Below are 20,607 nucleotides of genomic sequence, written 5' to 3'. Positions count from 1 at the left end.
GGGTTTTAGAGCAGGTCCGCCACTGCCTTGCGCTCCTCGCGCAGCTCGGCCACAGAGGCCTCGATGCGCTCCTTTTGGAACTCAGTGAGCTCGAGCCCCTGCACAATCTCCCACTGTCCATTGCGGCTGACCGTGGGGAATCCGCAAATAAGGCCCTTGTCGACGCCGTAGGATCCGTCCGATGGCACCGCCGCGGTGCGCCAGTCCTCGGTGCCATGGATCCAGTCATGCATGTGGTCCACGGCTGCCGACGCCGCCGAAGCGGCCGAGGAGCTGCCGCGTACCTCAATAATCTCCGCACCGCGCTTGGCCACCTTGGGGATCATTTCCTCGCGGTACCAGTCCTGGTCCACCTCAGCGTTGGAGTAGGTGATATCCGGGAACTGGCTAGCGGAGTGGTTGCCCCAGACCGCCACCTTGGTGAAATCGGTGGTGGATTTGTCGGTCTTTAGCGCTAGCTGGCTCAAGGTGCGGTTGTGATCCAAGCGCATGAGGGCAGTGAACTGGGAATCATCCAAGTCCGGTGCATTATTCGCCGCGATGAGCGCATTGGTATTGGCCGGGTTGCCCACCACGAGCACGCGGACATCGCGCGCGGCGTAGTCATTGATAGCCTTGCCCTGCTTGGTGAAGATGGCGCCATTGGCTTCCAGCAGGTCGGCGCGCTCCATTCCCTTGCTACGTGGGCGAGCGCCGACAAGGAAGGCGGCGGAGGTGTTCTCAAAGGCTTCTTTCAGATCATCAGTAACCGTAATGGAGTTAACCAACGGCAGGGCGGAGTCATTGAGCTCCATGGCTACGCCCTTAGCCTTTTCCACCGCAGCGGGAATTTCCAGCAATGCTAGGTCTACCGGGGTGTCTTTTCCGTACACATCGCCGGCAGCGATGCGCCACAGCAGCGAATACGCGATGTTGCCGGCGGCGCCGGTGACAGTGATCTTGACGGGCTGAGTCATGATGTAAAAGCCTCCTCAATCAGGGCTGCGACAATGTAATTCATCCCCGAGCTTAGCCCCACCCCCAGCCTCCGCGCTGTGAATCTGGCCCCCTCTTTTGGAGGGAAAATCTAGGGCACTTGCGTTAAATTACCCCCATTCACCTCCAAATTAGCGCCCCCAATGGGCCAGAAACTCCCGCACGGGGTGATTAATCGGGCATGATAGGAAAAGGAAATGCGGGACACTCCCCCGCGCTGCACACCCAGAATGCATAGGGATTGCCTACTCCCGCACTACTAGACATCAGTTCACCGCGCCACCGCCGCGCCGCAAGGATTAAGGACTTACGCAATGAGCACTGAGAATACTGACCCACTGCAGGCTGCAGACCAGGCGGATTCTCCTCACGCTGCCCACGCGGAATCCGTCAGCATTGACTCCGTGGTGGACGTTGCGATCAAGCAGTTTTCTCGCTTTGGTTTTACAGAAACCAAGCTAGAGACCATCGCCCAAGAATCCGGCATGTCTAAGCGCATGATTCACTATCACTTTGGCGATAAGAAGGGCTTGTACCTGCGTGCGCTGAGCACCGCCGCGCAGCGCCTCAATCCGCCTGAAGATGCCCTGGAAATCGATACCGCAGTTCCGGTCGAAGGCGTGCGCAAGTTGGTAGATTGGCTCTTCCACGAGCGCGTAGCCAATCCAGAGGCCATCCGCATGCTGGTATGGGAAACTAACCAGCAGATTGTGGACCCGGCACAGCAGGCTATTGCCGACGTCGCCGGGGTGGCCCTCCACCTTGACCGCTTGCTGCTCTTGGGCCAAGACGCCGGCGCCTTCCGCCCGGGCATTTCCGCCAATGACATCTTCACCTTGATTTCCTCGTTGACGGTCTACCGCGTGACCAATCAGGTGATGGTGGAAAACATGCTGGGCGTGAACTTCAATACCCAAGAAAATATCGACGGCATGCATAGGCTCACCGTCGATGCTGTACTGGCGTTTTTGACCGCCAATATTCCGGACTCAGGCCACGAGTCCTACCTCACCTCGTCCTCGTTCGATACCAAGGAAGGCGACGAGGCCTCCCCGCAGGATATCTACAACGAGGAGTAATAGCGCCGGCTTAAGCGGATTCCTTTGCCTCATCCTTATAGCTAAACTGCGGCTCCGCTCCCTCGGTCACGCACTCCGACGTGATGTGTACCGTGGCAATATCCTCGCGGTCTGGCAGGTCGTACATGACTGGGACCAAAAGCTCTTCCATGATGGCGCGCAGGCCACGCGCACCCGTCTTGCGCTCCAAGGCGAGCTCCGCGATGGCATCCAATGCCGCAGGCTCGATGTCCAATTCGCAGTCATCCATCTCAAAGAGGCGGCTGTACTGCTTAACCAGGGAGTTCTTGGGCTCGGTGAGCACCTTGACCAGGGATTCACGGTCCAGGTTATCCACCGTGGCCACGACAGGCAGGCGGCCGATGAACTCTGGAATAAGACCGAACTTCACTAGGTCCTCAGGCCGTACCTGGGAGAAGAGATCGACCTTTTCGCGCTCGTCCTTGGTATCCAGGTTGGCTCCAAAACCCACGCCCTTCTTGCCCACGCGATCCGCAATGACCTGATCCAGGCCCGCGAATGCGCCGGCCACAATGAACAAGATATTGGAGGTATCCAGCTGGATAAACTCCTGGTTCGGGTGCTTGCGGCCGCCTTGCGGCGGGATGGCCGCCACGGTGCCTTCCAAGATCTTCAGCAGCGCCTGCTGCACGCCCTCACCGGAGACGTCGCGGGTAATGGACGGGTTCTCCGACTTACGGGAAATCTTGTCCACCTCATCGACGTAGATGATGCCGCGCTGGGCACGCTCCACGTCAAAGTCTGCGGCCTGCAGCAGCTTCAACAGGATATTTTCCACGTCTTCACCCACGTAGCCGGCCTCGGTGAGGCTGGTGGCATCGGCAATGGCAAAGGGGACATCGAGAAGCCGGGCCAAGGTCTGCGCCAGGTAGGTCTTACCGGAACCGGTGGGGCCCAACATCAAGATATTGGACTTAGAGATCTCCACCTCATCGCCCTCGGCCTTCTTGCGGCGGGCCTCCAACGCGGCCGACTCTTCGGCCTTGATGCGCTTGTAGTGGTTATACACCGCCACAGACAACACGCGCTTGGCCCTGTCTTGGCCAATGACATATTTGTCTAGGAAGGCGGAAATCTGCGAGGGTCGGGGCAGGCGCACCTCTGCATCAGAGGATTCTTGCGCCTGCTCTTGGCCCAGTTCCTCTTCGATGATCTCATTGCATAGCTCGATGCACTCGTCGCAGATGTAGACACCGCCGCCGGCGATGAGCTTTTTCACCTGCTTCTGACTCTTGCCACAAAAGGAACACTTGAGCAGGTCAGCGCTTTCTTGCATACGTGCCATTAAGTTCTTTCACACTCGCTTTTCGTACCGCTATCCACAGTTGGAAGGACGATTCTACCCTTCCGAGCGGCTTAATCTTCATCTGTTTCTACCTTAGTAAATCAACCCGACAGGCCCTTCATTCATTCCCTCCCGCGTGGCGAATTTCCCAGGCCCTTCCTGCTCCTGCGGCCTAAACTAGAAGGTGAAATCACCCTCATCCCACCCCTTTTAGGAACAGGAGCATCATGTTCGATCTCACAGGCCGGGTAGCCGTTGTCACCGGCGGCGCCTCCGGCATTGGCCGCGGCATCGTCGCCTCGCTGCGGGAGGCCGGCGCCACCGTCATCATCGCCGATATCGACTTAGACCACGCCACCGCTACCGCTAAGGAGTTGGGTGCCAGCGCCATTCGCGTGGACGTCACCGACCGCGCTTCGGTTAAGGACATGTATCGCCAGGTCACTGCCGAGCACGGCGGCTTCGACATTGTGTGCTCCAATGCTGGCGTCTTTCCCAACTGCCCGCTGGCAGAGATGACCGATGATAAGTGGGAGGCGATGTTTGCCATCAACGCCCACGGCACTTTCAAGGTGGTCCAAGAGGCGCTCCCCTACCTCAAGCAACGCCGCTATGGACGAATCGTCATCACCACATCTATCACCGGCTCGCACACGGGCTTTCCCGGTTGGGCCCACTACGGCGCCTCCAAAGCCGCCCAGCAGGGGTTTATGCGCTCGGCCGCGCTCGAGGTGGCCCGCGATGGCATCACCATCAACGGGGTCCTCCCAGGCAATATCCTCACCGAGGGCCTCGAGGCCCAAGGCCAGGAGTACCTCGATCAAATGACGCGCTCGGTACCGCTGCACCGCCTGGGCACCCCACGCGATATTGGCAACGCAGCGGCCTTCCTGGCTTCGGAAGAGGCAGGCTATATCACCGGCCAAACCCTTATTATCGATGGCGGCCAGCTCCTGCCCGAAACCCCTGAGGCCATCCTGCCGCCGCGCGATTAGCCGCGCTTACCGACGCCCCCGTGTGCCCCACGCAGCACAAAGCCCCCTGCTACACAGTGTGCGGCAAGGGGCCTCGTGGGGATTTCATTCAGGTGCTGCTTACTGCAGCCAATCGAAGTCGAGCAGGAAAAGTTCTGCATCGAGCATCTCGTGTTCATCCGGAGCATGACCGGTGACGGTTTCTAGTGCCTCTGCTACGTCCTTGGTAGTAGCAGGGGTCTTATCAGCGTCAAGCAGGGTTTCTGCCACCAAAGCGCGAACCGGAGCTTCTGAAACGGTGTCCAGGCCGGTTCCAGTGGTGGAGCCCTTGAACGCATCAGCGATGCCGTCCATCAAAGTACGCATCTTGTTCATTTCTCACACCTCCATGTGGCTTTCTCTCTGTTTGATAGAGAAGAATATACGCGGCACACTTCCACTAAGCAACCCCTAGGTCGCTTAAAGTTAACCTTTTGTTAACTTTGGAAAAGTGTGCCGCGCATCACACGGAAGGTTTGCCCTCAGGCAAGGGGATTCTTTATAGGTCACCGAACGGCGTAAAGCCGAAGTAGTGGTCCAGCGTATCGCGAGCAATCCACATGATGGCCACGAGAATGACTACGGCCAACACCGCATAGACGGTCCAGCCCAGTACCTTCATCTGCGTACTTGCCGGAGTATCGCCCACGACAACGCCGTTGTCGTCACGAATTGGATCACCGGTCATGCACCGCATGCCCAGGGAGAACAGGAGCGGAATGCCAGCGCCGAAGACCAGCGCCAAGCCTGCAACGTGAATAAGGGACTGGAAGATTTCTGCAGCAGTCATGGTTTAGCGCTCCTCTTGAGCAGTAGACGGCGCGGAGGCATCCTCCGCCTTGGTAGCGGACACTGGTGCGGCACCGGCAGCAACTGGCTCCTTGCGGTCAGAGCCCGCACCCATGGAGGAATCCACAGACTCGGAGTTCGGGTCCCAATCATTGTTGACGTTGGAAGCATCCACCGGGTTCATGCGGGAGCGAACCACGATGAGTGCGGCCATTGCCAGCAGCAAGACGAAGTCCACGATGGCGCCGGTTGCTACGTTAGTAAAGGAAGAGACGCCATGTGCCAACCACCAGGTAGCAAAGCCCACGAACGCAGCGCACGGCAAGGTAATGAGCCATGCGGACACCATGCGCATGGCCACACCCCAGCGAACCTCGGCACCGCGACGGCCCAGGCCGGTACCCAAAATGGAACCGGTGGACACGTGGGTGGTGGACAGTGCCATACCACCGGTAGCAGAGGTCAAGATGATCGCTGCGGAGGTAGCTTCCGCGGCCATGCCCTGCGGGGACTCAATCTCCACCAGACCCTTGCCCAGGGTGCGGATAACGCGCCAGCCGCCGGACAAAGTGCCGGCCGCGATAGCCACAGCACAGGAAACGATAACCCAGGTTGGAATGCGGGCGTCAGCAACCGCATGCCCGGAAGCAACCAATGCCAGGAAGATAACACCCATGGTCTTCTGCGCATCGCCAGCGCCGTGCGCCAGGGACACCAGGCAGGCGGTGACGATCTGACCGTGGCGGAAGTGCTCGTTCTTCGCCTTGTTGGGAATTGTGTTGGTAACCCAGTAGATAAGGAAGGTCGCACATGCGGATACCAGCGCCGCGATAATCGGCGAGGCAACGGCCGGGATAATAATCTTGCCGGCAATGGAGGACCACTCCACACCGGTAGAGCCCATCGCGGCGAAGGCGGCACCAATAAGGCCACCGAACAAGGCGTGGGAGGAACTGGACGGCATACCCAGCAACCAGGTGAACAGGTTCCAGATGATGCCGCCGATAAGGCCGGTGAAGACGACCATCAAAAGCGCCTGGCCGTCGGTATCAGCGGCGGCGCCAGACAGGTCGTAGGAATCAAGGTTAACGATGCCCTTTGCCACGGTCGCAGCAACGTTGACCGAAAGGAAAGCACCGACAAGGTTGAGGACTGCGGAGATTGCCACCGCAGTAAAAGGCTTCAAAGCACCGGTGGCAATGGACGTAGCCATCGCGTTGGCAGTGTCATGAAATCCGTTCGTAAAGTCAAAGGCAAGGGCGGTTACCACCACAATACCGAGGATAATCAGAGTCGCTGTCACAGCGTTGGCCCCTTGGAAAGAAAACAGATGAACACGGTACGCATCTACGGCGCCTTCACGCGTCGCGGACGAAATGCAGATTACTCCTGCGCCTATCCACAGACAATTGATTTTCTTTAATGTTTTCTTTGGTTAACCTTTAGTTAACCTACTGGGGCGTGTAATCAGCTCTCTCACTTTTTCTAATGAGAGGTTATCCGCAGCTAATGCGTTTATATTCCCCCGCCTCCCCCACTTAACCTGAGTGATAAAAACCACTAAGGGAGGTATGCCAACATCAAGCCAACATACCTCCCATTTAAGGGTGTTTTACCAAACCTAGCGGAAGGTGGAGAACTTCTTTACCACCCAACGGCTTAGGACAAGCAGGATCGCACCCAGCACGATGGATACAACACCAAGAGAGATAAAGAAGGTATTCTCCGCGCCTGCATCATCCGGGTTATAGAAGCTAGCCAAGGAGCCGGCCAGTGAGGTACCCATGGCCACCGCCATCATCCATACCGCCATCATGCGGGACGGGAATGCCACCGGCGCCACCTTGGTGGCCAGTGCATTGCCCACTGGCGACAGGAGAAGCTCCGCCATAGTGAACAGGAACAAAATGAGGATGATGACATACATCGGCGTGGAGTTCGCCGCCGAACCCGAGTACGGCAGGAAGAAGAACAAGGAAATGCCGATGACGATATTGGCTACACCGAACTTTACTGGGGTGGACCACTGCCTATTCCCTAGCTTCGTCCACATCGCCGCGAAGATAGCGGAGAAAATAACAATAAAGATCGGGTTAATGGACTGAACCAGTGATGGCGGAATCTCCCAACCAAACATGTGGCGATCCAAGCGCACATCCGCATAAATCGTCATTACGGTGAACTGCTGCTGGAAGATGCCAAAGAACAAAACACCGGAAACAAACATCGGAATAAAGCCCAACAGACGGTTCTTTTCCTCGCGGGTCACCAACTTCGAGGTATACATCTGCGCCCATAGATAGATTGCTGCAACCAGAGCAACCGCGGTGACGATATTGGACAGCCAGTCTACTTGAATTGCGCCGGTAGCCAATGCCACCACCATAATCACAATGATGGCTGCTACCACAACCCCACCCATGAGCAGTTGCTTCGAGCTAGCCGGGTTTGGAACCTCATGCCCTGCATCCTTGATGGTGGTCTTGCGCATCAGGGAATACTGAATCAGGCCGAGCGCCATACCAATTGCCGCGATGCCGAAGCCCCAGTGGAAGCCCTTCCAGCCCCACAACGCAGTAGTAATCAGCGGCCCGAAGAGGCCACCGATATTGACGCCCATATAAAAGATGGAGAAACCACCATCGCGGCGCGGGTCATCGCGGGAATACATGGAGCCAAGCACAACCTGCGCGGTGGTCTTAACGCCACCGGAACCAATCGCAATGAGGACAAGACCAATGGCCAAACCAGTTACCGCGGGGATAAACGCCAACGCGAGGTGGCCGGCCATAACCAGAACGGCCGAATAGAACAGGGTGCGCTCTGCACCCAAGACGCGGTCGGCAACCAGGGAAGCCAACAAGCAGGCCATGTACACCAAGCCGCCATAGGCACCCACGATGGACGTTGCGTCCGCGCGGTCTAGGCCCAGGCCGCCATCGGTCGTGGCGTAATACATGTACAGCAAGACAAGCGCCTGCATGCCGTAGAAGCTGAAGCGCTCCCACATTTCCACGCCAAAGAGGTTGGCCAAACCCCAAGGGTGACCAAAGAATGTACGCTCGCCGCTCTGCGGCGTGGGCGCAGCAGCCTGGGCCGCCGCCTCAGATGTGTGTTTCTCCATGAAAACATCTGACCACTTGGAGGCCTAAATCACAAATCGGCCATTATAAGTTTAGTGTCGCACGATAGAAATAAACCGAACGACCTGCAGATATTGCGCAGAGAGCATTACCCCATTCGGGTGCAGCAAGATTTAGCAGGGCTTTGCCCCTTCCCTGCCCCACAATGCCAAAAGCCCCTGCCGCGCAACCGGAATCCGGCTGCGCGGCAGGGGCCACGTGGAATAAGTTATTCCAAATTAAGCGTTGAGCTTGCGGTAATCAAAGACCGTATCGATGATGCCGTATTCGACGGCCTCCTGAGCGGTCAGAATCTTATCGCGGTCAGTGTCAATGCGGATCTGCTCAGCGGTACGACCAGTGTGCTCAGACAGGGTGGTTTCCATCAGCTTACGCATGCGCTCAATCTCGGCGGCCTGGATCTCCAAGTCAGAAACCTGGCCTTGGGTACCCTGGGTCGCCGGCTGGTGGATAAGCACGCGGGAGTTTGGCAGCGCTGCGCGCTTGCCCGGTGCCCCCGCAGCTAGGAGCACTGCTGCTGCGGAAGCAGCCTGGCCCAAGCACACGGTCTGAACGTCAGGACGCACGTAGCGCATGGTGTCATAAATAGCCATCAGCGCGGTAAAGGAACCACCCGGCGAGTTGATGTACATGGTGATGTCACGGTCCGGGTCTTGGCTTTCCAGGACTAGCAACTGCGCCATGATGTCATTGGCGGAAGTATCATCCACCTGGGTCCCCAGGAAGATGATGCGCTCTTCAAAAAGCTTGGAGTATGGGTTGGTTTCCTTAGTGCCCTGTGCGGACTGCTCAATGAAGGACGGCAGAACGTAGCGGGAACTTGGCATCTGGGATTGATTCATAGTGATTTTCTCCTTATTCCCTAGTTGCTCAGCGGACCGTTAACGGACTCAATGACATGGTCAACAATGCCGTAGTCCTTAGCCTGCTGTGCGGTCATCCAACGGTCACGATCGGAGTCTTTGGTGATCTGCTCAAAAGTCTGGCCGGTGTGCTCTGCAATGAGCTCGGCCATCTCGCGCTTAGTCTGAGCAAACTGCTCAGCCTGGATCGCGATATCCGCAGCGGTACCACCGACACCAGCGGAAGGCTGGTGCATCATAATGCGCGCGTGCGGCAGAGCGTAGCGCTTGCCCTTGGTGCCGCCGGAAAGCAGGAACTGACCCATGGAGGCAGCCAGGCCCATGCCGTACGTGGCAATATCGCACGGCGAGTACTTCATGGTGTCATAAATAGCCATGCCCGCAGTGACAGAGCCACCCGGGGAGTTGATGTAGAGCGAAATGTCGCGAGTGGGGTCCTCGGCGGACAGCAGGAGGATCTGGGCGCACAGCTTGTTCGCAATCTCATCATCGACCTGGGTTCCCAGGAAGATAATGCGCTCGCGCAACAGGCGCTCGTACACGCTATCGCTCAGATTCATACCCGTAGACGACGAGTTCATTGAAATCTTCTCAGACATTAGTGGTTCTCCTTCAAGTGAAGAATGCTTTAACTGGCCCCACCTTACCGGCATTCCTCTCAAACTTGGCCTCTGTTCGCTATGAGCGTTGGGCCACAGCGCCAAAGGCGCACACGGAAGCTGGGTTAACATTTACTCATGTCTGTTTCCGAGCTGTCCACCAGTACCCAGAACTATTTGAAAGCTATCTGGGGGCTAAAGGAATGGTCATCCGAGCCCGTTACCGCCACGCTTATAGCGAAACAGCTGGGACTCAAGCTCTCCTCGGTTTCCGATGCAGTGCGCAAAATGGCGAAGCAAGGGCTCGTGTCACACACGCCCTATGGCTCTGTGGAGTTAACCGAACTTGGCAGGCAGTACGCATTGGTCATGGTGCGCCGTCACCGATTGCTTGAGTCTTTTTTGGTTCAAGCATTGGGCTACACCTGGGACGAAGTCCATAATGAAGCCGAAAATCTCGAACACGCGGTGTCTGACATGCTCATAGAACGTGTGGATAAGTTCCTTGATTACCCCACTAGGGATCCGCACGGCGATCCTATCCCTACGGTTGATGGACAGATCACCATCCCCAGTGCGCATCGCCTCACCGACAGCGGTGCACAATCGCAGGTGACCGTGGAACGCATTTCTGATTCCGACCCACAACTGCTGAAGTTCCTTGAAGAGCGCGGCATTGTCACTGGGGCTGTTCTTAGCACGCGCGAGGGAGCGCCCTTTTCAGATTCTCTCGAAATACAGGTGGCCGGCGGCACTCAGTGGGTAGCACTTGGACGCCCAGCTACCGACGCAGTGTTTGTAGCACACCACAACCTTTAGACATTCCCCTTTGCATTAATCCTGCTCTCACCTGCCCTTTTCAAAACTACGTTAGACCGTAGTTGCAACTACGGCATTGCGTAGTTAGTCTTTTCGAATATCACCTATCCCACTTATGGCTAAGGCCAGGATGAGCAGGATTGCTATGTCAGACTCACCAGATTTGGTGTACTTTTCCAGCGTTTCAGAGAACACGAAAAGATTCGTCGAACGCTTAGATAGACCCGCGGTGCGCATTCCACTGCGCCCCAAGAAAACCGGGATGATCCAGGTTTCACACCCGTACGTACTCATCGTTCCCACCTACGGCGGCGGCTCGCTCAAACGCGCAGTCCCCAAACAGGTCATCGACTTCCTCAATGACCCAATCAACCGCTCCTTTATCCGGGGCGTTATTACCTCAGGGAATACCAACTTCGGAAGTGCTTACTGCGTCGCCGGACGCATCATTTCCGCCAAGTGCCACGTACCGGAGCTGTATCACTTCGAGCTTCTCGGCACCCAGAAGGACATCGCCGCCGTAAAGCAGGGCCTTCAGAAGTTTTGGGAGCAGCAAAAGCAGCTAACGATGACACCCCATTAATCCCCCACAAGATGAAGAACACATCCGCATCACACAGATTGGAAAACACAATGTGGCCTCTTGATGCCACCCCCACACAGACTATTGGCGCTACGCCCCGCACCGCTTCAGCAGACAATGCCGGCGGTGTCGGCAAGCGCAAGAGCTACCACGCACTCAACGCGCAGCTGAACTTGTTCGACGCTTCTGGAAAAATCCAGTTTGACAAGGACATTCAGGCAGCACAAGACTATGTCACGCACCATGTCGCTCCCCGCATGCATCAGTTCGATTCCACCAAGCAACGCTTGGAATGGTTGGTTGATAACGAGTACTACGAGCGGGATTTCCTTGAGCTTTATGATGACGCCTTTCTGTGCGCCATGTACGACAGAGCACATCGAGTTAAGCATCAGTTCCGCACCTTCCTCGGCGCATTTAAGTTCTTCACTTCATATGCACTGAAAACCTTTGATGGCTCCCGATTCCTAGAAGGCTACGAAGAACGCGTCGCCACCACAGCTTTATACCTTGCACAGGGCGACGAAGAGCTCGCAGAAAAGCTGGTGGATGGCATCATGACCGGACGCTTCCAGCCCGCCACCCCTACTTTTCTCAACGCAGGCAAAGCCCAGCGCGGCGAAATGGTCTCCTGCTTCCTCCTGCGAATCGAAGACAATTTGGAGAGCATTGGCCGCTGCGTGAACTCTGCACTGCAACTATCAAAGCGCGGTGGTGGAGTGGCCCTGTTGCTGAGCAATCTGCGCGAATCCGGAGCCCCGATCAAAAAGATTGAGAACCAGGCTTCCGGCGTAGTCCCAGTCATGAAGATTCTCGAAGATAGCTTCAGCTATGCCAACCAATTGGGCTCCCGGCAGGGCGCTGGATCCGTCTACCTGCATGCGCACCATCCAGATATTCTTCGCTTCCTGGATACCAAGCGGGAAAATGCCGATGAGAAAGTCCGCATCAAGACTCTTTCGCTGGGGGTTGTTATTCCAGATATAACCTTCCGCCTGGCCAAAGAGAACAAGGATATGCATCTTTTTAGCCCGTATGACATCGCTCGCGAGTACGGCGTAGCCATGTCTGACATGTCCATCACCGAGTACTACGACGAGCTGGTTGCCAATCCGCGAATCTCTCACACGACCATTAAGGCCCGCGAGTTTTTCACCACGCTGGCTGAGCTTCAGTTCGAATCCGGATACCCCTACATCCTCTTTGAGGATACGGTCAACCGCGCTAATCCCCTCAAAGGACATATCAATATGTCCAACCTGTGTAGCGAAATCCTCCAGGTCAACACGCCATCGACCTACGGAGCTTCGGGTGACTACACCACCGTTGGCCAGGATATTTCCTGCAATCTAGGTTCGCTCAACATTGCGAAGGCTTTTGAATCGCCGGACTTCGGGGAGACCGTCGAAACCGCAGTGCGTGCCCTCACGAAGGTTTCAGACCTGACGAATATCGAAGCTGTTCCCTCCATCGCTCACGGAAATGCTTCCATGCATGCCATTGGTCTGGGCCAAATGAATCTCCACGGCTTCCTTGCTTCACAGCGTATTCCTTATGGCTGCGCCGAGGCACTGGACTTTACAAATATCTATTTCCTCACGGTGACCTACCATGCGCTCCGCGCATCCCATGCACTCGCGGTTGAAAAAGGGCAACGATTCACAGGCTTCGAAGAATCCACCTATGCCACTGGCGCCTACTTTGACAAATACATCGACCAAGACTGGGCGCCAACCACTGAACACGTAAAACAGCTCTTCCACGAAGCAGGCGTGCAGATCCCTCAACGCGAGGATTGGCTACGGCTCAAGAATCTAGTGATGCAAGACGGCATCTACAACGCCTACTTGCAGGCAGTTCCACCCACTGGATCAATTTCCTACATCAATGACTCCACCGCGTCCATCCACCCAATTGCCTCCAAAATTGAAATACGCAAGGAAGGCCGCTTGGGGCGCGTGTACTACCCCGCGCCGGAAATGACCAACGACAACCTGGAGTATTTCGATGACTCCTACGCCGTGGGATACGAAAAAATCATCGACACCTACGCCATGGCCACCCAACACGTGGACCAAGGGCTTTCCCTGACCTTGTTCTTTACCGCTGATACCACCACGCGGGACATCAACAAGGCACAAATCTATGCCTGGAAAGCCGGAATCAAGACCCTCTACTACATCCGTTTACGCCAATCCGCGCTCCAAGGAACCGAGGTCGAAGGCTGCGTCTCCTGTGCTTTGTAGGAGCACGGTCCTCCTCCTTGTCCACAACCATTCACTCAGAAAGAAAGAAGCTATGTCGTCAACATCGAATAGTGCTGAACTAACCAGCATTTCAGTTACTCCGCCGAGCTACCGGCATGATCCTTCAGCCCGCATCCGCGCCATCAATTGGAACCGGGTGAGCGATGACAAGGATCTTGAAGTGTGGAACCGTCTAACCGCCAACTTTTGGTTGCCAGAGAAGGTCCCGCTTTCTAATGATCTCCCGGCGTGGCAGAAGATGACACCCGAGGAACGCAACCTCACCATGCGGGTGTTCACGGGACTCACCACCCTGGATACTGTCCAGGCCACCGTGGGTGAAATCTGTCAGATTCAAGATGCCCGCACCGAACACGAGGAGGCCGTGTATACCAACATCGCCTTCATGCAGTCAGTCCATGCCCGTTCATACTCTTCAGTGTTTTCTACCCTGAGCAGTACAAAGGAAATTGATGAAGCATACCGCTGGGCGGTGAATAACGACCTTCTCCAGGCACGCGCCAAGAAAGTTCTCGCGCACTATTTTGGGCCGGATCCACTCAAACGCAAGGTGTCATCGACGTTGCTTTCCTCGCTGCTTCTCTACGCGGGTTTCTATCTTCCCTTGCACTTTTCTGTCCACGCCACCCTGACAAATACGGCAGACATGATCCGCCTCATTCTGCGTGACAAGGCAGTGCACGGCTACTACTCGGGTTACAAATATCAGCGCGGTCTGGAATCCACGACCCCGCTACGGCAGAAGGAGATGCATGATTTCACCATTTCTTTGCTAGAAGAGCTTTATGCACTAGAGCTGGACTATTCCGGCGAGCTATATGAGCCTTTGGGACTCATGGATGATGTAGCCGTGTTCGTTCGCTATAACGCCAATAAGGCACTCATGAATTTGGGCTACCCGGATTATTTCCCGCCCGAAGAAACGGAAGTGAACCCAGAAATCCTCGCGGCCCTAGCCCCCGGAGCAGATGAGAACCATGACTTCTTCTCCGGATCTGGTTCCTCCTATGTCATTGGTACTGCTGAAGAAACGAGTGATGATGACTGGGATTTCTAAACCTTTTCCGCGACCGGACCAAGGAAGCTGGCTTGAGACCATCGCGCTGTTTGAAGCCATCCGCGAAGGAAACCAACCCGCAGCCATGCGGCTGTTGAATACATCCGCCGCACGAGAGGCCGTCCTCGGGGGGCTTCTAGGACTCATCGAACTGTACTTCCGCCATGAAGAAGGAGACAAAGTAGATGGCTTCCTCACCGCCGCCCACGCTGCCGGCCCACCACCGGCCTTTGGCTGCAAGCCTTTTCTCCCTTGACCACGTCTCCCTACACCCAACTAAGAAAGAAGGTTTACCATGACCACCCCACATATCAGCGTTATCGTCGGCAGCCTGCGCCGAGAGTCATTTGCACGCAAGATTGCACACGAGGTGCTCACGATGATCCCTGAAGGCTACGAGGCAAACATCGTGGAAATCCGTGACTTGCCGCTCTATGACTTCGACTACGATGACCCCGCCGTCACGGACAAGCCCACTCCGGCTGAGTACACCACCTTTCGCGAGACCATCAAGAACTCGAGCGGGATCCTCTTCATTACGCCAGAGAACAACCGCACTATCCCTGCCTGCCTCAAAAACGCAGTGGACATCGGCTCTAAACCCAACTCAGATGTGGCGTGGAAGAACCTTCCCGTAGGTATCATTAGCCACTCTGTAGGCCGCATGGGCGGCTACAGTTCACAGAAGAACCTTCGCCTCGCTCTGTCCTACTTCGACATGCCGCTCCCTGGTCAGCCCGAAGTATTTCTGGGCCAATCCCCCACCCTTTTCGAAGAGTCCGGACATCTCAATCAACGTACCGCAGACTTTGTCAAGGATTACGTTATGCGCTTCCTGCAGTTGACCGACGAGGCCTTTAGAGCCAAGAACGGCTAGCGGTATCCCCAGCCAACACACATCATGCCCTCTTCGAAGTACTCAAAGACTCCTAGAGGGCGTTCACAATGACACAAACCCCGGATTCAGGCTCATCCTTGAGTTACCTGAATCCGGGGTTTCATGCGCGCTCGCCACCACACATGTGGCAGCAGCGCGTTACAAGCGGGAGATTACTTCTCCTCGGAAGCTTCTGCAGCGTCCTCTTCTTCGATTTCACCGAAGTACTGGTCAACGTCCACGTCGTTTCCCTCTTCATCCTTGACGGTGGTGCGGCAGATAGCGGCAGCCAGTGCCTTGCCACGGCGCACGTCAGAGAAGAGGTTAGCGATCTGGCCGTTGGACTGCAGCTGCTGGATGAACTGGTTCGGGTCCATGCCGTAGGACTGAGCGGTGAACAGGATGTGGTCGGTCAGCTCCTGCTGGGAGACTTCCGGCTCTTCCTTCTCTGCTACAGCGTCGAGGAACAGCTGGGTGCGGACGGACTCTTCTGCCTGCTCGCGAGTCTGCTTATCAAACTCCTCGCGAGAGGTGCCCTGTGCCTCAAGCAGCTGAGCCAGTGCCTTCTCATCGTGAGCCAGCTGGCCCAGGATCTGGTGCAGCTGGGAGTGAGCCTGCTCGTCAACTACGGACTGCGGCAGCTCGAATTCAACCTCGGACAGTGCGGACTTCAGAACCTCATCGCGGATCTGTGCAGCCTGCTCAGCCTTCTTGGTCTCCTCCACCTGGGTCTTGGTGGATTCACGCAGCTCGTCCATGGTGTCGAACTCAGAAGCCATCTGAGCGAACTCATCGTCCATAGCCGGCAGCTTGCGCTCCTTGGACTGCTGGACGTGGACCTTGATGGTGGCCTCTTCATCCTTGTGCTCACCGGACTGGATGGTGGAGGTGAACTCGTTATCCTCACCGGTCTTCATGCCGCGCAGGGCGGTGTCCAGACCCTTGATGAGGTCATCGTCACCGATGCGGTAGGAGAGGCCCTCGGTGGAAGCATCTTCAATCTTCTCGCCGTCGATCTCAGCGGTAATGTCGATGATGGCGTAGTCGCCGGTCTTCATCTTGCGCTTGGTGTCCTTGAGCTCACCGAAGCGCTCTGCCAGCTCCTCCAGAGCCTTGTCGACGTCCTCTTCGTCAGCCTTCAGGGCCGGAACGGTAACGGAGATCTTGGAGAAGTCCGGAATCTCGAACTCAGGGCGGATATCAACCTCGGCGGTGAACTCCACAAAGTCCTTGTCTTCGATCTTGGAAATGTCAACGTCCGGCTGGCCGATGACCTTCAGATCGTTTTCCTTGACTGCCTGCTCGTAACGGGAAGGCAGCATGTCGTTGACAACCTGCTCCAGGATGGGGCCGCGGCCGAAGCGAGCGTCAATAAGCTGGCGCGGTGCCTTGCCCTTACGGAAACCTGGAATAGAAACCTGCTGCGCGATTGCCGCGTAAGCTTGATCGATTTCCTGGTCCAGCTCCGCAAACGGAACGTTGACGGTGAGCTTAACGCGGGTATCGCTCAGCTTGTCTACGGTGGTCTTCACGAGTGAATCTCCCTGGCTTCATTGTTTTACGTACATAAACTTAAAGGGGGTCCGGAAATCCTTATTAGGGCATTTCCAGACCCCCATACGTCGGGGCGACAGGATTTGAACCTGCGACCCCCTGCTCCCAAAGCAGGTGCGCTACCAAACTGCGCCACGCCCCGTATGTAGGCCACCAAGTTGCCTTGGCTGCGTTGCATACCTGAGACAGTGTACCGTGTCCGTTTTAAATCTCCTAAACGGACCCCCACTTAATGGAATCAACGCAGCACAGAGGCCGCTTTTGACAGCCTAGCGGCTAGAAATCGAAATCAAACATTCCGTCAAAGAATCCGCCGCCATCGCCATCGCCAAGGCCATCAAATAGGCCGCCGCCGTCATCGCCGCCGCCCATGTCACCGACGTCGCCAGCATCTCCAGCGTCACCGCCCATGTCGCCAGCACCACCCATGTCATCGGCTCCACCCCAGTCGCCGCTTTCTGCGGCAGCTGCGGAATAGCCAATGCCGGACATGCCGGAGAACAGAGCATTAAACATCATGGAGTAGCCCACCATCCACACGCCGGTCTGCAATGCATCAGCCCACCATGGACGGGAATACCAACCCGCCGGAACCGGACGGCCGGCCACGGTTCCGCCTGGGTAGTAGTTCGGGGTATCCGCGGAAGCATACGGCGAGGCAGTAATCTGCTGGCCATTCGTTTCCACCGTGCGCTTTTCCGTCACCTTGCCGGCGGCGCGCTGCCCCTCGAGCGGCGGCAGTTCTGGGCCTGGGTTCATGCCCATAATCTCGCGCGCAGCATTCACATAATGCATGCCCTCCAAAGCGGACTCACGCGCTAGGTTTGCCTGCTTTGCGGTGGTGGCGCGCGAAATCGCCGAGTTAGCTGCCGTGAAACGCTCGGACGCATCGGCCATTGCCTGCTGGGAGGCAGAGTCTGTGCCAGAAATCTGCATTACTTGGCCGCCCAGGCGTTCAATCCACCGGCGAGCGTCAGCTTGTGCATCGGCCAATTGCTGTGCTTCTCGTTCCTCGCGGCGTTTTTGGGAGTTGTGCGAAGACATAAACCACGCGCCTCCGCCGACTGCCAGCACAAGGAGCAAAATTCCCACTACGATCATCGCTTTCTATTGGTAGGGCCATTCCTCTTATAACAACGGCTCAAGCGCCACCCTAGTTCCCTATTTTCATTTTTGCCCCCGCGTGCGCTAAAGTATGGCGCAGCGTTCAATAGCGCGCTGTGGGAATGTCGTATAGTGGCTAATACCTCAGCCTTCCAAGCTGAAGACGCGGGTTCGATTCCCGTCATTCCCTCCATTTTCGCTCATCGTTCAGGTGGGCGATTTTTTCGTTTTACCTACCCCAGACCCGCTCACCCGCGCTGGCCACGCTTGGTTTAAGGCAGACACATGCGATGATGTGTAGGGTGGCGCGCATGACTTCCTCGAATAAGTATTCCGAATTCATCCGCAGTCGCCATTCTCCCCGCGCGTTCCTGCCGGAGCCCATGCCGGTTGAAGACATCAAGCAGGTTTTGGAGGACGCTCAATCCGCACCGTCCAACTCCAATACCCAGCCGTGGAACGTGCACGTGGTGGGCGGAGAAAAGCTCAAGGAGCTTAGCGCCGCACTGATCAAGGAATTCGATACCAACGGCCTTAGCCCGGACTTCACCACCGATTATGGTGAGGGCATCCATCCCCAGCGTTCCCAGGAACTGGCCGCCAAAATGTACGGGCTGCTTGGCATTAAGCGCGAGGATAAAGAAGGCCGCATGGAGTTCATCCGCGAAAACCTGCGCTTCTTTGGCGCGCCCCATGCGGTGCTGCTTTTTATCCCGCCGATGGGCGACCGCATCCGCGCCGCCTTTGACCAGGGAACCTACACCGAAAACTTCCTGCTTTCCCTCGAGGCACACGGCTACCACGGCATCCCGCAGGGCATGATTTCCCTGATTGCGCCAACCGCACGTGAATTCCTCGGCGTGGACGAGGAATACAAGCTGGTCACCGCCATTACCTTTGGTACGGCCGATGAATCGAGCCCAGTCTTCAACACGGCTCCTGGCCGCGCGCCACTCTCAGAGACCGTGACGATGCACGGCATCGAGGGACTAGAGCTCGACTAGAACCGCGGCGGTGATTTCTGTGAGCAAAGTTCGCCGTAGGGGGCGTCGGCAAGCCTAGAATTGAGTCCATGGATATCACTCTTGCGACCTTTGACCATGCGCCGGAGACCGCACTGCGCGGCGTTCGTTTTAATAACACGTGGGTGCCTTCGGAAACCTATGCGGACTCCCGCCGCGGTACCCTGACCGGGCAGTACCCACAGCGCCAAGCCACCACGCGCATCAGCGAGGTTTTTGCTGGGGTGGGCTATGAGGTCCGCGAAGACACGCACCCTGCCGGTGAAGACGTCTTTCGCTTGCTAGAACAGCCCAGCTTGGAGGAACTCGACCAGGTTGAAGGCGTCATTGCCGTCTGCTCCCTGCTGGGCGGAAATGCCCCCATGTCGGTGCTATGGCCGGGCGTGGCGGAAAACGGGGAGAATAACGAGCTAGTCTCCCCTATTGACTTGGCTCCTACCCTCGCCGCCATTGCCGGGCTGGATGTGCGGCCCAATGCTCGCTTGTCCTTCGATGGGTTGAACTTGGTTCCGGTACTGCGCCATGGCGCCTCGGGGCACGCCGCGTTGTTCTTTGACAATGGCGTGCTCATGATTGATGCCGCGCTTATCGACGGCACCGCTACCCCACCCCACGAGCGCGCCCGCCTGCAAGATGAGTGGGAGACGTGGAATAAATTCATCACGCTCGGCCCACTGCAGTAGGCAGGTAGTCTGGGGCGCATGAGCGTACCTAACATCACCCTTAATGACGGCAATACCATCCCGCAGCTGGGCTTTGGCGTATTCCAAATGGATCCGGATAAGACCGAAGAGCTGGTAGCCGAGGCCCTGCGCGTGGGCTATCGCCATATCGATACCGCCGCTATCTATGGCAACGAGGAAGGCGTGGGCCGGGCAATTGCCAAGTCCGGCATCCCGCGCGAGGAACTTTTTGTCACCACCAAGCTGTGGAATGACCGCCAGACCGATGCCGCCGCAGCACTTGATGAATCTTTGGACAAGCTCGGCCTAGAGTATGTGGATCTCTACCTCATCCATTGGCCGACCCCGGCGAAGGGAACCTACGTCGAGGCCTGGCAGCAGCTCATCGAGCTGCAAAAGCAGGGCAAGGCAAAGTCCATCGGCGTCTCCAACTTCGAGCTCGAGCACCTGGACCAGCTGGAGCTCAAGACCGACGTCAAGCCGGCGGTCAATCAGGTTGAGCTTCACCCTTACCTGCAGCGCTGGCGCGAGCTGGACGCCTTCCGCGCCCACACCGTCGCTATTGAGGCATGGGGGCCTTTGGGGCAGGGTAAGAGCGATATTTTGGATGCCCCCGAGGTCACCGACGCCGCTGCGGCGCACGATGTCAGCCCAGCGCAGGTCGTCATCCGTTGGCACCTGCAAAATGGCGTCATCCTCTTCCCTAAGTCCGCCACGCCATCGCGCATCGCGGAGAATTTCGACGTCTTCGACTTTGAGCTCACCGAGGACGAGATGGCTGCCATCACCGCCCTGGATGAGGGCGAAGAGGGACGAGGCGGTCCGCACCCAAATGACATGAATGACACTTAAGCCTTAGCGCCTTGGCCGAACC

Annotated in this window: 21 protein-coding genes and 2 tRNA genes; 12 read left to right on the top strand and 11 right to left on the bottom strand. The window is 56.8% G+C overall.

The window, feature by feature from the left end; translation table 11 throughout:
* Positions 1-5: 5 nt before the first annotated feature.
* Positions 6-956 (bottom strand): malate dehydrogenase, encoded by a 951-nt coding sequence (locus CORTU0001_RS09030; protein WP_005329193.1) that lies wholly within the window; start codon positions 954-956, stop codon positions 6-8.
* A 333-nt stretch (positions 957-1,289) separates the two neighbouring features.
* Here CORTU0001_RS09030 and CORTU0001_RS09025 point away from each other — a divergent pair, with 333 nt between their 5' ends.
* Positions 1,290-2,054, top strand: a complete 765-nt coding sequence (locus tag CORTU0001_RS09025) for a TetR/AcrR family transcriptional regulator (protein ID WP_005329191.1) — start codon at positions 1,290-1,292, stop codon at positions 2,052-2,054.
* A 10-nt stretch (positions 2,055-2,064) separates the two neighbouring features.
* Here the strand turns inward: CORTU0001_RS09025 and clpX are convergent, their stop codons facing one another.
* The gene (clpX, locus tag CORTU0001_RS09020; protein WP_005329189.1) at positions 2,065-3,360 is read right to left on the bottom strand and encodes an ATP-dependent Clp protease ATP-binding subunit ClpX; all 1,296 of its coding nucleotides are present in this window, start codon (positions 3,358-3,360) and stop codon (positions 2,065-2,067) included.
* A gap of 227 nt (positions 3,361-3,587) precedes the next feature.
* On the opposite strand from clpX, the gene fabG reads away from it, so the two are divergent.
* Entirely contained in the window at positions 3,588-4,355 is a 768-nt protein-coding gene (gene fabG / locus CORTU0001_RS09015) for a 3-oxoacyl-ACP reductase FabG (RefSeq protein WP_005329186.1), read from the top strand.
* A gap of 99 nt (positions 4,356-4,454) precedes the next feature.
* On the opposite strand, the gene CORTU0001_RS09010 is transcribed toward fabG, so the two are convergent.
* From CORTU0001_RS09010 to CORTU0001_RS08985, 6 genes are all read right to left on the bottom strand, one after another.
* Complete coding sequence (locus CORTU0001_RS09010; RefSeq protein WP_005324057.1) at positions 4,455-4,709, bottom strand: hypothetical protein; 255 nt, start codon at positions 4,707-4,709, stop codon at positions 4,455-4,457.
* A gap of 163 nt (positions 4,710-4,872) precedes the next feature.
* Positions 4,873-5,163: a hypothetical protein gene (locus CORTU0001_RS09005; protein WP_005324056.1), complete on the bottom strand. Its 291-nt coding sequence runs from the start codon at positions 5,161-5,163 to the stop codon at positions 4,873-4,875.
* 3 nt (positions 5,164-5,166) lie between these two features.
* Positions 5,167-6,465: an inorganic phosphate transporter gene (locus CORTU0001_RS09000; RefSeq protein ID WP_005329184.1), complete on the bottom strand. Its 1,299-nt coding sequence runs from the start codon at positions 6,463-6,465 to the stop codon at positions 5,167-5,169.
* A 318-nt stretch (positions 6,466-6,783) separates the two neighbouring features.
* Positions 6,784-8,286, bottom strand: coding sequence for a peptide MFS transporter (locus CORTU0001_RS08995; RefSeq protein WP_005329182.1), 1,503 nt, complete (start codon positions 8,284-8,286; stop codon positions 6,784-6,786).
* Between the two features lie 237 nt (positions 8,287-8,523).
* Positions 8,524-9,147, bottom strand: coding sequence for an ATP-dependent Clp protease proteolytic subunit (locus CORTU0001_RS08990; protein WP_005324052.1), 624 nt, complete (start codon positions 9,145-9,147; stop codon positions 8,524-8,526).
* Between the two features lie 20 nt (positions 9,148-9,167).
* Positions 9,168-9,767, bottom strand: coding sequence for an ATP-dependent Clp protease proteolytic subunit (locus CORTU0001_RS08985; protein ID WP_005324051.1), 600 nt, complete (start codon positions 9,765-9,767; stop codon positions 9,168-9,170).
* Positions 9,768-9,905: 138 nt separating this feature from the next.
* On the opposite strand from CORTU0001_RS08985, the gene CORTU0001_RS12015 reads away from it, so the two are divergent.
* The 6 genes from CORTU0001_RS12015 to CORTU0001_RS08955 all read left to right on the top strand — a co-directional run bounded on the left by CORTU0001_RS12015 (position 9,906) and on the right by CORTU0001_RS08955 (position 15,370).
* A complete protein-coding gene (locus CORTU0001_RS12015; RefSeq protein WP_005329179.1) occupies positions 9,906-10,586 on the top strand; it encodes a metal-dependent transcriptional regulator in 681 nt (226 codons plus the stop codon).
* 115 nt (positions 10,587-10,701) lie between these two features.
* Positions 10,702-11,169: a class Ib ribonucleoside-diphosphate reductase assembly flavoprotein NrdI gene (gene nrdI, locus CORTU0001_RS08975; protein WP_005324049.1), complete on the top strand. Its 468-nt coding sequence runs from the start codon at positions 10,702-10,704 to the stop codon at positions 11,167-11,169.
* A 50-nt stretch (positions 11,170-11,219) separates the two neighbouring features.
* Positions 11,220-13,415 carry a class 1b ribonucleoside-diphosphate reductase subunit alpha gene (gene nrdE / locus CORTU0001_RS08970; protein WP_005329178.1) on the top strand — a complete coding sequence of 732 codons (2,196 nt, stop codon included), beginning with the start codon at positions 11,220-11,222 and terminating at the stop codon, positions 13,413-13,415.
* Between the two features lie 52 nt (positions 13,416-13,467).
* Positions 13,468-14,493 (top strand): class 1b ribonucleoside-diphosphate reductase subunit beta, encoded by a 1,026-nt coding sequence (nrdF, locus tag CORTU0001_RS08965; RefSeq protein ID WP_023020918.1) that lies wholly within the window; start codon positions 13,468-13,470, stop codon positions 14,491-14,493.
* On the top strand, positions 14,414-14,749 hold the full coding sequence (locus tag CORTU0001_RS08960) for a hypothetical protein (RefSeq protein ID WP_141740748.1): 336 nt from the start codon (positions 14,414-14,416) through the stop codon (positions 14,747-14,749). Before nrdF ends, CORTU0001_RS08960 begins: the two co-directional genes overlap by 80 nt.
* Positions 14,750-14,788: 39 nt before the next feature.
* Positions 14,789-15,370, top strand: coding sequence for an NADPH-dependent FMN reductase (locus tag CORTU0001_RS08955; RefSeq protein ID WP_005329174.1), 582 nt, complete (start codon positions 14,789-14,791; stop codon positions 15,368-15,370).
* A 173-nt stretch (positions 15,371-15,543) separates the two neighbouring features.
* Here the strand turns inward: CORTU0001_RS08955 and tig are convergent, their stop codons facing one another.
* The 3 genes from tig to CORTU0001_RS08940 all read right to left on the bottom strand — a co-directional run bounded on the left by tig (position 15,544) and on the right by CORTU0001_RS08940 (position 18,025).
* Entirely contained in the window at positions 15,544-16,902 is a 1,359-nt protein-coding gene (tig, locus tag CORTU0001_RS08950) for a trigger factor (RefSeq protein ID WP_005324044.1), read from the bottom strand.
* Between the two features lie 90 nt (positions 16,903-16,992).
* A tRNA-Pro gene (locus CORTU0001_RS08945) sits at positions 16,993-17,066 on the bottom strand.
* 134 nt (positions 17,067-17,200) lie between these two features.
* A complete protein-coding gene (locus tag CORTU0001_RS08940) occupies positions 17,201-18,025 on the bottom strand; it encodes a flagellar basal body-associated FliL family protein (RefSeq protein WP_005329173.1) in 825 nt (274 codons plus the stop codon).
* A 121-nt stretch (positions 18,026-18,146) separates the two neighbouring features.
* On the opposite strand from CORTU0001_RS08940, the gene CORTU0001_RS08935 reads away from it, so the two are divergent.
* From CORTU0001_RS08935 to CORTU0001_RS08920, 4 genes are all read left to right on the top strand, one after another.
* Positions 18,147-18,221: transfer RNA gene (locus tag CORTU0001_RS08935), tRNA-Gly, on the top strand.
* Positions 18,222-18,339: 118 nt separating this feature from the next.
* Positions 18,340-19,032: a nitroreductase gene (locus CORTU0001_RS08930; protein WP_084771679.1), complete on the top strand. Its 693-nt coding sequence runs from the start codon at positions 18,340-18,342 to the stop codon at positions 19,030-19,032.
* Positions 19,033-19,100: 68 nt separating this feature from the next.
* A complete protein-coding gene (locus tag CORTU0001_RS08925) occupies positions 19,101-19,733 on the top strand; it encodes a hypothetical protein (RefSeq protein WP_005329161.1) in 633 nt (210 codons plus the stop codon).
* 18 nt (positions 19,734-19,751) lie between these two features.
* Entirely contained in the window at positions 19,752-20,585 is an 834-nt protein-coding gene (locus CORTU0001_RS08920) for an aldo/keto reductase (protein WP_005329158.1), read from the top strand.
* The last annotated feature ends 22 nt before the right edge of the window (positions 20,586-20,607 follow it).

Origin of the sequence: Corynebacterium tuberculostearicum SK141 (genome assembly GCF_000175635.1) — a bacterium.
GTDB lineage: Bacteria > Actinomycetota > Actinomycetes > Mycobacteriales > Mycobacteriaceae > Corynebacterium > Corynebacterium tuberculostearicum_C.
The sequence above is the reverse complement of the archived record's forward strand: the minus strand, read 5'-3'. Positions and strand labels throughout refer to the sequence as shown.